11 protein-coding genes are annotated in these 12,818 nt (G+C 64.5%); 2 read left to right on the top strand and 9 right to left on the bottom strand.

Translation table 11 applies throughout. The features are described 5' to 3' along the window. The first annotated feature begins 11 nt into the window (after positions 1–11). Positions 12–1,403: an aminobacteriohopanetriol synthase HpnO gene (gene hpnO / locus QY049_RS08640; protein WP_194476862.1), complete on the top strand. Its 1,392-nt coding sequence runs from the start codon at positions 12–14 to the stop codon at positions 1,401–1,403. Between the two features lie 40 nt (positions 1,404–1,443). On the opposite strand, the gene QY049_RS08635 is transcribed toward hpnO, so the two are convergent. From QY049_RS08635 to QY049_RS08610, 6 genes are all read right to left on the bottom strand, one after another. After that, complete coding sequence (locus tag QY049_RS08635) at positions 1,444–2,208, bottom strand: anti-sigma factor (protein ID WP_258762462.1); 765 nt, start codon at positions 2,206–2,208, stop codon at positions 1,444–1,446. Then, a complete protein-coding gene (locus QY049_RS08630) occupies positions 2,205–2,753 on the bottom strand; it encodes a sigma-70 family RNA polymerase sigma factor (protein ID WP_258762461.1) in 549 nt (182 codons plus the stop codon). The genes QY049_RS08635 and QY049_RS08630 overlap by 4 nt, the downstream gene beginning before the upstream one ends. A 127-nt stretch (positions 2,754–2,880) precedes the next feature. Continuing rightward, on the bottom strand, positions 2,881–3,210 hold the full coding sequence (locus QY049_RS08625) for a cupredoxin family copper-binding protein (protein ID WP_194476859.1): 330 nt from the start codon (positions 3,208–3,210) through the stop codon (positions 2,881–2,883). Between the two features lie 24 nt (positions 3,211–3,234). Beyond that, complete coding sequence (locus QY049_RS08620) at positions 3,235–4,179, bottom strand: metallophosphoesterase (protein WP_258762460.1); 945 nt, start codon at positions 4,177–4,179, stop codon at positions 3,235–3,237. Positions 4,180–4,317: 138 nt separating this feature from the next. After that, complete coding sequence (locus QY049_RS08615; RefSeq protein WP_258762459.1) at positions 4,318–5,202, bottom strand: alpha/beta fold hydrolase; 885 nt, start codon at positions 5,200–5,202, stop codon at positions 4,318–4,320. A gap of 12 nt (positions 5,203–5,214) precedes the next feature. Then, a complete protein-coding gene (locus QY049_RS08610; protein WP_258762458.1) occupies positions 5,215–6,834 on the bottom strand; it encodes a GMC family oxidoreductase in 1,620 nt (539 codons plus the stop codon). 210 nt (positions 6,835–7,044) lie between these two features. Here QY049_RS08610 and QY049_RS08605 point away from each other — a divergent pair, with 210 nt between their 5' ends. Beyond that, positions 7,045–8,217: a M20 aminoacylase family protein gene (locus QY049_RS08605; protein ID WP_194476855.1), complete on the top strand. Its 1,173-nt coding sequence runs from the start codon at positions 7,045–7,047 to the stop codon at positions 8,215–8,217. A 79-nt stretch (positions 8,218–8,296) separates the two neighbouring features. On the opposite strand, the gene QY049_RS08600 is transcribed toward QY049_RS08605, so the two are convergent. The 3 genes from QY049_RS08600 to QY049_RS08590 all read right to left on the bottom strand — a co-directional run bounded on the left by QY049_RS08600 (position 8,297) and on the right by QY049_RS08590 (position 12,722). Next, positions 8,297–9,919, bottom strand: coding sequence for an inorganic phosphate transporter (locus tag QY049_RS08600; RefSeq protein WP_258762457.1), 1,623 nt, complete (start codon positions 9,917–9,919; stop codon positions 8,297–8,299). A 122-nt stretch (positions 9,920–10,041) separates the two neighbouring features. Next, positions 10,042–11,484 carry a UdgX family uracil-DNA binding protein gene (locus tag QY049_RS08595; RefSeq protein ID WP_258762456.1) on the bottom strand — a complete coding sequence of 481 codons (1,443 nt, stop codon included), beginning with the start codon at positions 11,482–11,484 and terminating at the stop codon, positions 10,042–10,044. Beyond that, a complete protein-coding gene (locus tag QY049_RS08590) occupies positions 11,484–12,722 on the bottom strand; it encodes a putative DNA modification/repair radical SAM protein (RefSeq protein WP_194476852.1) in 1,239 nt (412 codons plus the stop codon). The genes QY049_RS08595 and QY049_RS08590 overlap by 1 nt, the downstream gene beginning before the upstream one ends. Positions 12,723–12,818 lie beyond the last annotated feature (96 nt).

The raw sequence follows: 12,818 nt of genomic DNA, 5'->3' as shown, positions 1-12,818 counted from the left end.
GTATGTAGCGGATGAACAGTCCAAATCCAGACATGTCCCAGCTGTTCGCGGACCGTCAGGCCCAGCGCAGCACCCTGCATAATCGGTACCTGAACGAGCAGTTCGTCCGGGTTCTCAAGACCATCGGCTACGACGTCGGCTTCCAGAAGGGGCAGGGGCAGTACCTCTATGATCGAGAGGGCGCGCGCTATCTCGACCTGTTGTCCGGCTTTGGCGTGTTCGCGATCGGGCGTAACCATCCGGTCATGCGCGACGCGCTGAAAAGCGTGCTCGACGCCGATCTGCCCAATCTCGTCCAGTTCGACGTCTCGACGCTGGCCGGCGTGCTCGCCGAGCGGCTGTTGAAATACGTTCCCTATCTCGACAAGGCCTTCTTCGCCAATTCCGGCGCCGAATGCGTCGAGGCCGCGATCAAGTTCGCGCGCGGGGCTACGGGCCGTCCCGGTATCGTTTACTGCGCGCACGGCTATCACGGCCTGACCTATGGCGCGCTGTCGCTGACCGGAGATTCGAACTTCCGTACCGGCTTCGAGCCGCTGCTGCCGGGATGCACCCCGGTTCCGTTCAACGATCTCGCCGCGCTCGAGAAAGCGCTGGCCTCGCGCGAGGTCGCGGCCTTCGTCGTCGAGCCCATCCAGGGCAAGGGCGTCAACATGCCCTCCGACGAATTCCTGCCGGGCGCGGCCGCGCTCTGCAAGAAGTACGGCACGCTGTTCGTCGCCGACGAGATCCAGACCGGCATGGGCCGCACCGGCCGCTTCCTCGCGGTCGAGCACTGGAACGTCGAGCCCGACATGGTGCTGCTGTCGAAGTCGCTCTCGGGCGGCCATGTGCCAGTCGGTGCCGTGCTGACGCGCAAGAGCATCTTCGACAAGATCTTCAACCAGATGGACCGCGCCGTGGTGCACGGTTCGACCTTCTCCAAGAACGACCTCGCGATGGCGGCGGGCATCGCCACGCTCGACGTGATGGAATCGGAGAAGCTGATCGAGGCCGCCGCCAAGCGTGGCGCCGAGCTTCGCCTCGCGCTGACGCGCATGGTGCCCGGCTACGAACTGATGAAAGAAGTCCGCGGCAAGGGCCTGATGATCGGCATCGAGTTCGGACCGCCGAAATCGCTCCGCCTGCGGGCGTCCTGGAACGTGCTCGAGGCCGCCAACAAGGGCCTGTTCTGCCAGCTCATCACCGTGCCGCTATTCAAGGATCACAAGATCCTGACACAGGTCGCCGGTCACGGTAGCCACACGATCAAGCTGCTGCCGCCGCTCACCATCACCGAAGAAGACTGCAACTGGATCGAGCGAGCCTTCGACGACGTCATCGCCGGCAGCCACAAGGTCCCTGGCGCGATCTGGTCGCTCGGCAAGACGCTGGTGGACAACGCTGTGCGGCGGTCGGCGTGATATCGCCGAGGTATCTCGGCACTCATGGTGTGAGATAAAGCTACCCTTCCACATTCGCCTTCATCGCCGCCTCGAACTTGTCGACGAACTCGGTGAGCTCGTCGCCGCCGATGTCGCTGACGGCCCAGAAGTTCAGGCCGCGCTCGCCCCAGCGGCGGCAGTTGAAGCCCTGCATGGTCTGCGTCTTCGGCGGCCGATGCTCGGTGCTGGCGGTCTGCGCCACGAACAGATTGATGATGTGCTGCCGGCGCTTGTAGACCACCGCTCCGATGGCGCGCGCATCGACATAGTCGAGCCGGCCGCCGACCAGCGTGAATCCTTGCGCGGTGAGGTCGATCACGGGCGGCGCCACGTCCAGCTTGCCGTTGAACCAGGGCTTCACCGTGTGCTGGTCGGTCGAGACGACGTCGATGAGATGGCCGGCCTGGAGCGAGCGCAGATGCGCTGAAACGATCTCCGAGAGGATGCGCTGCTGATCGTCCTGGCGCAGCACCAAGGCGACGACGCCGGAGGCGGCGAGCGCCGAGACGGCCGAGCCCATCGCGAACCCGCGCAGCACCGAGCGGCGGCTCGGCTGCGGCCGCGCCTGCGGCATCGACGCCTCGATGCGAGCGCGCAAGGCTGCGGGCGCGCTGTAGCGCAGGTTGCTGTCGGCCAGCACGCGCTTCATCTCGCGCTGCGCCGCGAACTCGGTGGCACAAGCCGGGCAGCTGTCGATATGGGCTTCGACCTCGCGCGCGTGGCCGGCATCAAGCTCGTTGTCGAGCAGCGCGTGAAGCAGGATCTTTGCTTCGTCGCAGGTCATTTCGAGTGCTCCTCTTCCGCCATCCAGGCCGCGCGCAGCATGGCGCGGGCTCGGGCAAGGCGGGACATCACGGTGCCGACGGGGGCACCGACGGCTTCTGCAATTTCACGATAGGACAGGTTGTTGATCTCCCGCAGCACGAAGGTTTCCTTGAACGGCTCGGCGAGCGCGTCGATCATCTTGCGGATGGCCCCGGCTTCGCGGTTGCGCAGTACTTCGGTCTCCGGGCTCGCCTCGTTCTCCTGCCACATCGGCGTCTGGTCGACCGCTCCGGGCGTGTCCTCGATCGCGGCATGCGAATGCGCGCGCCTGGCATATTCGGCGTTGCAGACATTGCGCAGGATCGCCAACAGCCACGGCTTCATGGCCGGGCCGCGATAGCTGTCAAAGTGCTTCAGCGCGCGCAGATAGCATTCCTGCACCGCGTCCTCCGCGTCGGAGGCGTCGCGCAGCAAATAACGTGCGAGCGTGTAGACGTCGTCGAGATAGGGCAGGGCCGCCTCGCGGAAGCGCTGCGCCTTCTGGAAATCGTCGCTGACGGGCATCGCCTCTCGCTTTGCCTCTTGCTGCGTTTGGTACGCCGTTTCGCCTTGGGGCCTGACCGAAGGCACGCGAGCCCGGCCGGTGTGGGACCACCGGCCGGGCAAGACAGAGATGCCTTGGTTGGAGACGTTACTCAACCTTGATCATCCCGGTCATGTGCGGGTGCAACGAACAAAAATATTTGTAGTCGCCCGCATCGGTGAAGGTGAACGTGAACTTGTCGTCAGTGTCCAGGGCCTTGGACCGGAACTTGCCGGCCGACACCACGGTGTGCGGGATGTCGTCCCGGTTGGTCCAGGTCACGGTCGTGCCGACCTTGATCGTGAGCTCCGGCGGTTGGAAGACGAAATTGTCGATATGCACCTCCATGTTGGTGTCGTCGGCACGGGCGGTGGTGACGGGCAGCAGGATGGCCGCGGCCACCGCAACCCCGAAGTCGCGGCGATTGAGTGTCTTCATTGTCAGCGTCCGTTCAACCTTGCTTCAACCCTGGAGCGGCGTGTCGATGATGGCGAGCCGCTGCTCGTTCTGCTTGAAGTTGATGCTGGCAACCCCGAGCATCGAGCGGAGCTTGGCGTCCTCGACCTTCATCGGTCCGGGCGAGGAGGCTGTGCCCGGCGCCGGTTGCGGGAACGCGGTCGAGCGTGCGGTGTGGAAGGTGACGTTGCCCTCGACCTTCTGCATCACCTGGTGGATGTGGCCGTTGAGCACGGTGACCGAGCCAAAGCCCTTGACGTATTCGAGCGCGCGGCCGCCGTCCTCGGTGCCCCAGCCCCATTCCGGATAGACCGTCCAGAGCGGAATGTGCGCGAACAGCACGATCGGCGTCGATTTCGACTTGCTGCGGAGATCGTCCTCGAGCCAGGCGAGCTGCTCCGCGCCGAGATTGCCGAGACCGCCGGCCTTGAGGTCGACGACGTTGACGAGGCCGACGAAGTGCACACCGCCGGCGTCGAAGGAGTACCAGCCCGCGCCCTTGGTGCCGCGGCCGTATCGCTCGCGATAAAACTTCACCTCTTCGTCGAGGAAGTCGTGCTCGCCGGGGACGTAGTGCACGTCCAGCTTGGACTGCGAGATGATGCGATCGGCATTGTCGAACTCGGCGGCCTTGGACAGATGGGTAATGTCGCCGGTGTGGATCATGAACGACGGCTTGGCCGGCATCGCATTGATCTTGTTGACGGCCTCCTCCAGCGTGCCGAGTGCATTGGGGTTCGCCGGCTTGTCGAAGCCGACATGGCTGTCGCTGATCTGGAGGAAGGTCATGCCAGGCGCGGCGGCGGTGGCGGCTTCAGCTGAATCGATGATGCCGAGCGAGCGCGGCACGCCGCCCGTGATGGTCCAGAGCACGCCGGTGCCGGCCCATGTCATGCATTCCAGCACCTTGCGGCGGCTGACGCCGTCGTCCCCGTGATCGTGTCCGCTCATCGCGCGTCTCCTTTGGCCCGGAATTGGGCTTCGGGGAGGTGATCGGGGGTGGGGCCGGTTTATTCGTGGGGGGCGATGACGTTTTCGTGAGGCGGGGTCACATACACCGGGCGCGGGATAACGGAGGTTGACGGGGATCTACGCCGAAAATTCCCGGACCGCCCGGACCACCAAGGATGGGGCTTCCTGTACGACGCAGTGGCCGGCACCTTCGAAGGTGAGCGTCTGGGCGTGCGGGATCAGCGCCACGGCGCGTGAGGCCATCTCCTTGTAGATCGGCCACGACGCCTCGGCGGTCGTCACCATCACGGGGCATGCGATCTCACTGAACCAGGCAAAGGGATTGCCGCGCGCGTCGCCGACATAGACCTGCTCCATCACTTCGTAGATCGGACGCAGCATCGCCGACTCGGTCTCGGGCGTACAGCAGAGCCGCACGCGGCCATTGTCGAGCTGCGTAAAGCCGTGCCGGACATAGGCCCAGAGTGAAGCCTCGGTCCAATCCGCAAAGGCGGGCGCCCCGCGATAGCGTTCGACGACGGCGTCGCGACTGTCGAACTCCGCTTGCCTGCGCAATGCGCCCTGCACGCGGGACAGCGATTGCGCGCTCAGTGTTGCGGAAGGATCGTGCGTCGCGTGCGGGTTCATCGCCGTCGGCTCCATCACGAAGAGGCGCGTGAAGCATTTCGGCAGCATCTTTGCCGCCAGCAACAGATCGGTTGCGCCTGCGCTGTGGCCGATGCCGTAGACGCCGCGCAGGCCCAGCGCGTCGACCACCCGGCAGACATCATCGGCATAGTCTGCAAAGTGATAGGTGGCGGGCTTGTGGCTGGCGCCATGGCCGCGGCGATCGAGAGCATAGACGGTGTGCGTCGATGCGAGTTCGCGCGCAACCTCGTCCCAGACGTCGGCAACGAAGCCGGTGCCGTGCACGAGCAGGGCGGGCGGCTTGCCGCTCTCGCCCCATTGCACCATGGCGATCGCTACGCCGGCGGGCCCGATGGAAAAGCGCTGAGGCATCATGGCGGCGGGATGCTACTTCGCATCCTCCAGAATCATGGTCGCACCCTTCTCGGCGATCATCGCGGTCGGCGTGTTGGTATTGCCCGATGTGATCGTCGGCATGATCGAGGCATCGACGATGCGAAGACCGTTGAGGCCATAGAAACGCAGGCGCTCGTCCACCACGGCCATGGGATCGCTCACCGCGCCCATCTTGGCCGTGCCGACGGGATGGAAGATCGTGGTGCCGATATCGCCGGCGGCCTTTGCGAGCGAGGCGTCGTCGTCGCCGACGGTGGGGCCGGGCAGATATTCGCTCGGGCGATATTTGGCGAGCGCCTTCTGCTGCATCAGGCGGCGGGTGGTGCGGATGGCGTCGGCGCCGACCTGGCGGTCGTCATCGGTCGAAAGGTAGTTCGGCGCGATGATCGGCTTCTCGTCGGGCGTGGCCGAGCGCAGCCGCACAGTGCCGCGCGACGTCGGCTGGAGATTGCAGGCGCTGACGGTGATCGCCGGGAAGTGGTGCAGAGGATCGCCGAACTTGTCGAGCGACAACGGCTGCACGTGGAACTGGATGTTGGCGCGCGCACGCGTCGCATCAGAACGCGTGAAGATGCCGAGTTGCGACGGTGCCATGGTCAGCGGGCCGCGGCGGCGGAAGGCGTAATCGAGGCCCATCAGGCCGCGCCGGAACAGATTGTAATAGGTCTCGTTCAGCGTGCGCACGCCCTCGACCTTGTAGATCGCGCGTTGCTGGAGATGGTCCTGCAAATTGCGCCCGACGCCGGGCTTGTCCATGACGATGTCGATACCGAGTGGCGACAGCCAATCGGCCGGACCGATGCCGGAGCGATGCAGCACTTGCACCGAGCCGATCGAGCCGGCCGACAGAATCACTTCGCGCTTTGCTCGCGCCTCGACGATCTCGCCGTTCTGGATGAAGCGCACGCCGACGGCGCGGCCCTGCTCGACGATCAGACGGTCGACCAGCACGTTTTTCTCGAGCCGCAGATTGGGACGGCCCAGCGCGGGTTTGAGAAAGCCGCGCGCCGACGACCAGCGCCGGCCGCGCTTCTGGTTGACGTGGAAGTAGCTCGTGCCTTCGTTGTCGCCGGTGTTGAAGTCGGGGATCCGCTTGATGCCCATCTCTTCTGCAGCGTCGCCGACGGCATCGAGAACGTCCCACGACAGACGCGGCGCCTCGATGCGCCAGCCACCGCCGGCGCCGTGATGCTCGCTTGCGCCCAGGAAGTGATCCTCGAGCCTTTTGAACAGCGGCAGCACATCATCGTAGCCCCAGCCGGTCATGCCGAGCTGGCGCCAGTGATCGTAGTCGGCGGCCTGGCCGCGCATCGAGATCATGGCGTTGATCGCCGAGCAGCCGCCGATCACCTTGCCTCTGGGATAGGCGAGCGCGCGGCCGTTCAGGCCCGGCTCGGCCTCGGTCTTGAACATCCAGTCCGAGCGCGGATTGCCAATGGCGAAGAGATAGCCGACCGGAATATGGAACCAGATCCAGTTGTCGTCGCCGCCGGCCTCGAGAATGAGGACTCGGTTCTTGGGCTCGGCCGATAGCCGGTTGGCAATGATGCAGCCCGCCGTGCCGGCGCCTACCACGATGTAGTCAAATTCACCTTCGAGGCGTCTTGGCATTTTGCTTCCACCCAAACAGGCGTCAGGCCCGAGCTTGTCCGGGCATCCACGCGCTTTCCGCCCTAATAGTCAGACGTGGATGGCCAAGACAAGCTAGCGACAAGCCCGGCCATGCCCAGAGGACAGAGCTACCCTCGATCTGCGGGAGTTAGGTGGACTGGCGCTTGCATGGTAGAGAGTCCTGTATTTTCAACAGAACTCGGACCCTCCATGCCCATCGTGAACCGCGTCGCCGACCTTCAACCCGATATTCAGGCTTGGCGGCGGGACATCCACCAGCATCCTGAACTGCTGTATGACGTCCACCGCACTGCAGCATTCGTTGCGGACCGGCTGCGCGAGTTTGGCTGCGACGAGGTCGTTACCGGCATCGGCCAGACCGGCGTGGTCGGCGTGATCAAGGGCAACAAGCCCGCTGGCGAAGGGCTCAAGGCGATCGGCTTGCGCGCCGACATGGACGCGCTGCCCGTCGAAGAGCAGACCAACCTGCCTTACGCCTCGAAGACTCCGGGCAAGATGCACGCCTGCGGCCATGACGGTCATACCGCGATGCTGCTCGGCGCCGCGCGCTACCTCGCAGAAACCCGCAACTTCGCCGGCGACGCGATCGTGATCTTCCAGCCGGCCGAGGAGGGCGGCGCCGGCGGCGCGGCCATGGTCAAGGACGGCATGATGGAGCGCTTCGGCATCGACCAAGTCTACGGCATGCACAACGGTCCCGGCATTCCGATCGGCTCGTTCGCGATCCGGCCGGGCCCCATCATGGCGGCAACCGACGAGGTCGACATCAAGATCGAGGGGCTCGGCGGCCACGCCGCGCGTCCGCACAAGTGCATCGATTCGGTTCTGGTCGGCGCCCAGGTGATCACCGCGTTGCAGTCGATCGTCGCGCGCAGCGTCGATCCGCTGGAATCGGCCGTGATCTCGATCTGCGAATTCCACGCCGGCAATGCCCGCAACGTCATCCCGCAGACGGCGGAGTTGCGTGGAACCATTCGCACGCTGTCGCCGGAGGTACGCAAGCTGGTCGAGAAGCGGGTGCACGAAGTGGTGGCGGGCGTGGCGCAGATCACCGGCGCCAAGATCGATCTGCACTACAAGCGCAACTATCCAGTCGTGAACAACCACGCCGCGGAGACCGAAGTGGCGATGCGCATCGCCAAACAGGTCGCGGGCGATGCCAATGTGCACGAGATGTCGCCGCTGATGGGCGGCGAGGATTTTGCCTACATGCTGGAAGCGCGTCCCGGCGCGTTCATCTTCTGCGGCAATGGCGATAGCGCAGGCCTGCATCACCCCGCCTACAATTTCAACGACGAGGCGATCGTGTTCGGCACGTCCTACTGGGTCAAACTGGTCGAGGAACAGCTCGCAGCGTCGTGACATGCCAAGGTGAAAGCGCAAACGAAAAAAAGGCCCGTGCATCGCACGGGCCTTCTTTTTTGGTGTGTCGTCTCGCGGATCAGAAGATGTGCGAGAACAGATAATAGAGCACACCCGAGATCAGCATCGCGGCCGGCAGGGTCAGCACCCAGGCCATGGCGATGTTGCGGATCGTGGCCCATTGCAGGCCCGAGCCGTTGGCGGCCATGGCGCCGGCGATGCCTGATGACAGCACGTGGGTGGTCGAGACCGGCAGGCCGTAGACATCGGCGGCGGCGATGGTGGCGGCCGCGGTGATCTCGGCGCAGGCTCCTTGCGCGTAGGTCAAGTGGGTCTTGCCGATCTTCTCGCCGACGGTGACGACGATGCGCTTCCAGCCGACCATGGTGCCGAGGCCAAGCGCGATGGCAACCGCGATCTTCACCCAGCCAGGGATGAACTTCGTGGCGCTGTCGAGCGAGCCCTTGTAGGCGTTGAGCACAGTGACGTCGGCGGCACCGAACTCGGCTTCCTTGTCCTTCACCAGGAAGCGGAGCGCTTCCGAGACCAGGTACATGTCGTTGCGGGTGTTGCCGACGAGTTCGGCCGGCACCTTGGCGAGCGAGCCGTAGGTGGTCACCTGCTTGGAGATGTCGCGCACGAGCACGGCGAGCGACGGGAACGTGCCTTCGTTGACCTCGTGCTGAGCGACATAGTTGGTGACGGCCGGGCGCGGATTGCCGATCACGCTGTAGCCGGCGGCCTTGCCCTCGATGATCTTGCTGGCAGCCTCCGAGTTCTGGCTGAACGCGGCTATCTGGCTCTCGGGCAGCGCGCGGTTGAGCGCGTAGGCGGTCGGCACGGTGCCGATCAGGATCAGCATGATCAGGCCCATGCCCTTCTGACCGTCATTGGAGCCGTGGAAGAAGCTCACCAGCGTGCAGGTGAGGATCAGGATGCCGCGGATCCACAACGGCGGCGGCTGGTCGCCCTTCGGCTCGCCGAACAGAGCGGGCGTGGCACGCAGCAGCACGGTGCGGAGGATCAGCAGCAGGCCGGCGGCGAGCGCGAAACCGAACAGCGGCGACAACAGCAGCGCCTTGCCGATGTTGGTGGCCTGGCTCCAGTCGACGCCCGAGGTGCCGCTGCGGCCATGCAGGACCGCGTTCATGATACCGACGCCCATGATCGAGCCGATCAGGGTGTGCGAGCTCGAGGCAGGCAGGCCAAAGTACCAGGTGCCGACGTTCCAGATGATGGCGGCGATCAGCAGTGCGAACACCATGGCGAAGCCGGCGCTGGAGCCGACCTGGAGGATCAGCTCGACCGGCAGCAGCGAGACGATGCCGAACGCGACCGCGCCCGAGGACAGGAGCACGCCGAACAGATTGAACATGCCGGACCACACCACGGCGACGTGGGCGGGCAGCGAGCGGGTGTAGATCACGGTCGCGACCGCGTTGGCGGTGTCGTGGAAGCCGTTCACGAACTCGAAGCCGAGTGCGATCAGGAGTGCGACGAAGAGCAGGAGGAAGGGAGCCAAGGTCTTGACCTGCGCGCCGGTGGCATCCACGTCGACCCAGATGCTGTAGGCGACGAACAGCAGCGCAGCGGCGATCACCCCCATGTAGATCACGCCGGTGAGCGGATGGAATCCGCGATTGAGGTCCGGTCCCTTACTCAAGGCCGGCTCGATGGAGCCCGGCAAAGCAACGTCACTCATTGGAATTCTCCTGTCCCAAGGCCCCGATTTTGCGCGCGGCATGTGACAGGCGGTTGAAATGGCGGGAGGCAGTTGAAATGACGTGCGTTCTCCACGACTCGTCGTCGTGCATCGGTGCCGTCTCAGGCGGCGCGCGGTGCTTTCTTCTGCAACGCCGCGGCGATCTTCAGGTCTTCGACAAAGCGCTGATACTCGAGCACCTTGGCTTCCGGATCGGGCAGTCGCAGCAGGTAGGACGGATGCACCGTCACGAGAGCTCTGCGTCCTTCAGGGAGGTCTATGAGCCGACCGCGGGTCTTGCCGATGGGCGTGATCTTGCCGAATACACTCTGTGCGGCGGTCGCGCCCATCGCCACGATCAGCTCGGGCTGGATTGCCGACACTTCACGCTCATACCATTGCCGGCACGCCTTGATCTCCGGCGTTGCCGATTTCTGATGCAAACGGATCTTGCCGCGCGGCACGAATTTGAAGTGCTTCACCGCGTTGGTGACATAGACCTTCTTGCGATCGACGCCGGCTTCCGCGAGCGCTCGGTCGAGCATCTGGCCGGCCGGGCCGACGAAGGGGTGACCGTCAAGGTCCTCCTTGTCGCCGGGCTGCTCGCCGACCAGCATGATGGTGGCGTCCTTCGGTCCCTCACCGAACACGGTCTGCGTCGCGTCCTTGTAGAGCGGGCAGGCGCGGCAATGGGCGGCCTCCTCGCGAAGCGTTTCGAGATCGTCGGCAGCGGACTTGCGTTTCATCGGAGCCTCCGGCCGCTTCTGGGGCTTGTGCGGATCGGTTGCGGCATTGGCGATCATAGCACCGGTCATGCGCTCGGCGTCCTCGATCAGGGGCTTAATGATCGAGGCTTCGGGCAGGTTCCTCCAGTATTTCTTCGGCATCTCCGTCTGCATCGCCTTCACCTTGAGCCGCGCCGGATTGAAGATGCTGGCGTAGTAGCGCCGCCATGTCTCCTCCAGCCGGTCTTCGCTCGGTGCCTCGCTCTTGCTCACGCCCGGTATGAACGAGAGCGCGTGACCGTCCCAATGCGCGCAGAGATCGGGCGTCAGGATCGACCACGGCATGTCGGCAAAGCGCTTGGCGAAGAATGGGGCTGCGAGCTCGACGATGTGATGTTCCGGCTCGAACCAGGCGACGTAATGCGCCGCGCGTTCGCGGCCGATCTCGCGAAAGCGCACGAAGGCATGCATCTTGTGCTCGTCGCGATGGACCGCGCGCGCCATCGCCGTGACCAGCGCGACCTCGCGATCGGTCGTGACCTCGATGAGATCGTGGTTGTCCCTCAGCCGCCAGAGCAGGCGATAGAGGATCGCAAAACGCTCGCCGTCGCGATGCAGGATTGCCGCTTTCGCGAGGTCGATGAATTTGGCCGGCACGTTGAACGTGCCGTCGTTCGTCTCGAGGATCGGAGACGGCGAAGGCGGTGCAAACAATTCGGCGTCGCCTCCTTGCACGACCCAGGTGACATCGGCGGGCTGCACGTGATGAAGCACGAGGCTGCGCGCGGCTTTGCGCCAGCCGTCGAAATCGGTTTCGCTGTCGAGGGTGATATATTGCATCAGAAGCCAAACCCCAGTTGCGTTGCCTTCGGCTTGAACCGTTCGATCAGCCCGGCAGCATCGAGACGATGCGGCGCGGGACGATGATCGCTGAGGACGATGAACGGCAGCGCCTTGTTGCGGGGCACGTGCAGCCGCGCGAGATCGGAGAGGCGGATCGTGGTGGTGCGCCGCGTCGCGATGATGCGCTCGACCGCCTTGGTGCCGAAGCCCGGCACGCGCAACAGCTCCTCGCGGCTGGCGCGGTTGACGTCGAGCGGGAAACGGTCGCGATGGCGCAGGGCCCAGGCCAGCTTCGGGTCGATGTCGAGCGGCAGCATCGCGCTGTCGTCGACGATTTCGCCGACATCGAAGCCGTAGAAGCGCATCAGCCAGTCGGCCTGGTAGAGCCGGTGCTCGCGCAGCAGTGGCGGCTGGACCAGAGGCAACGCGCGGCTGGCATCCGGGATCGGGCTGAAGGCGGAGTAATAGACGCGCCGCAGCCGGTAGGAACCGTAGAGATTGGCGCTTGTATGGAGAATGGTGTGATCGTTCGCGCTGTCGGCGCCAACGATCATCTGCGTGCTTTGGCCAGCCGGCGCGAAACGTGGCGGCTTTACTTTCGTCGTCTTCGCTACGCGGTCTTCCTCGGCCTCGTCGAGCTTCAGACGCAGCCGGCCCATGGTGCGACGGATCGCACGCACGTCCTTTTCCGGCGCGAATTGCCGAAGGCTCGCCGCCTCGGGCATTTCGATGTTGATGGAGAGACGATCGGCATATTTGCCGGCTTCGGTGATCAGCGCGTCATCGGCTTCCGGAATGGTCTTGAGATGGATGTAGCCGCGGAAGTGATGCTCCTCGCGCAGCTTTCGCGCGACGCTCACCACTTGCTCCATGGTGTAGTCGGGGCTGCGGATGATGCCGGAGGAGAGGAACAGTCCCTCGATGTAGTTGCGCCGGTAGAAGTCGAGCGTGAGCTTGACCACCTCGTCGATGGTGAAGCGGGCGCGCGGCACGTTGGAGGAGGCGCGGTTGACGCAATAGAGGCAATCGTAATTGCAGGCGTTGGTCAGCAGCACCTTGAGCAGCGAAATGCAGCGTCCGTCCGGCGCGTAGGAATGGCAGATGCCCATGCCGGGCGCGGTCGAGCCCATGCCCTTGCCGTCGCTGGAATCCCGCTTCTCGGTGCCGCTGGAAGCGCAGGAGGCGTCGTACTTGGCGGCATCTGCGAGAATCTCCAGCTTGCGGTGCACGTCCATTATTGAATCCCTTTGATTTCGCTGATGAATCCGACAGGACGCCAATTCGGTTGACTCCCGGAGCATCGTTAGCTTTATATTAGAACATATCATGAA

The sequence above is a fragment of the Bradyrhizobium sp. WYCCWR 13022 genome (assembly GCF_030435535.1).
Classification (GTDB): Bacteria; Pseudomonadota; Alphaproteobacteria; order Rhizobiales; family Xanthobacteraceae; genus Bradyrhizobium.
The sequence above is the reverse complement of the archived record's forward strand: the minus strand, read 5'-3'. Positions and strand labels throughout refer to the sequence as shown.

What these genes read in the sequence shown, in the direction of transcription:
- hpnO (WP_194476862.1), top strand. Translation starts at nt 12, where the DNA reads ATGAACAGTCCAAATCCAGACATGTCCCAGCTGTTCGCGGACCGTCAG.
- QY049_RS08635 (WP_258762462.1), bottom strand. Translation starts at nt 2,208, where the DNA reads ATGACCTGCGACGAAGCAAAGATCCTGCTTCACGCGCTGCTCGACAAC.
- QY049_RS08630 (WP_258762461.1), bottom strand. Translation starts at nt 2,753, where the DNA reads ATGCCCGTCAGCGACGATTTCCAGAAGGCGCAGCGCTTCCGCGAGGCG.
- QY049_RS08625 (WP_194476859.1), bottom strand. Translation starts at nt 3,210, where the DNA reads ATGAAGACACTCAATCGCCGCGACTTCGGGGTTGCGGTGGCCGCGGCC.
- QY049_RS08620 (WP_258762460.1), bottom strand. Translation starts at nt 4,179, where the DNA reads ATGAGCGGACACGATCACGGGGACGACGGCGTCAGCCGCCGCAAGGTG.
- QY049_RS08615 (WP_258762459.1), bottom strand. Translation starts at nt 5,202, where the DNA reads ATGATGCCTCAGCGCTTTTCCATCGGGCCCGCCGGCGTAGCGATCGCC.
- QY049_RS08610 (WP_258762458.1), bottom strand. Translation starts at nt 6,834, where the DNA reads ATGCCAAGACGCCTCGAAGGTGAATTTGACTACATCGTGGTAGGCGCC.
- QY049_RS08605 (WP_194476855.1), top strand. Translation starts at nt 7,045, where the DNA reads ATGCCCATCGTGAACCGCGTCGCCGACCTTCAACCCGATATTCAGGCT.
- QY049_RS08600 (WP_258762457.1), bottom strand. Translation starts at nt 9,919, where the DNA reads ATGAGTGACGTTGCTTTGCCGGGCTCCATCGAGCCGGCCTTGAGTAAG.
- QY049_RS08595 (WP_258762456.1), bottom strand. Translation starts at nt 11,484, where the DNA reads ATGCAATATATCACCCTCGACAGCGAAACCGATTTCGACGGCTGGCGC.
- QY049_RS08590 (WP_194476852.1), bottom strand. Translation starts at nt 12,722, where the DNA reads ATGGACGTGCACCGCAAGCTGGAGATTCTCGCAGATGCCGCCAAGTAC.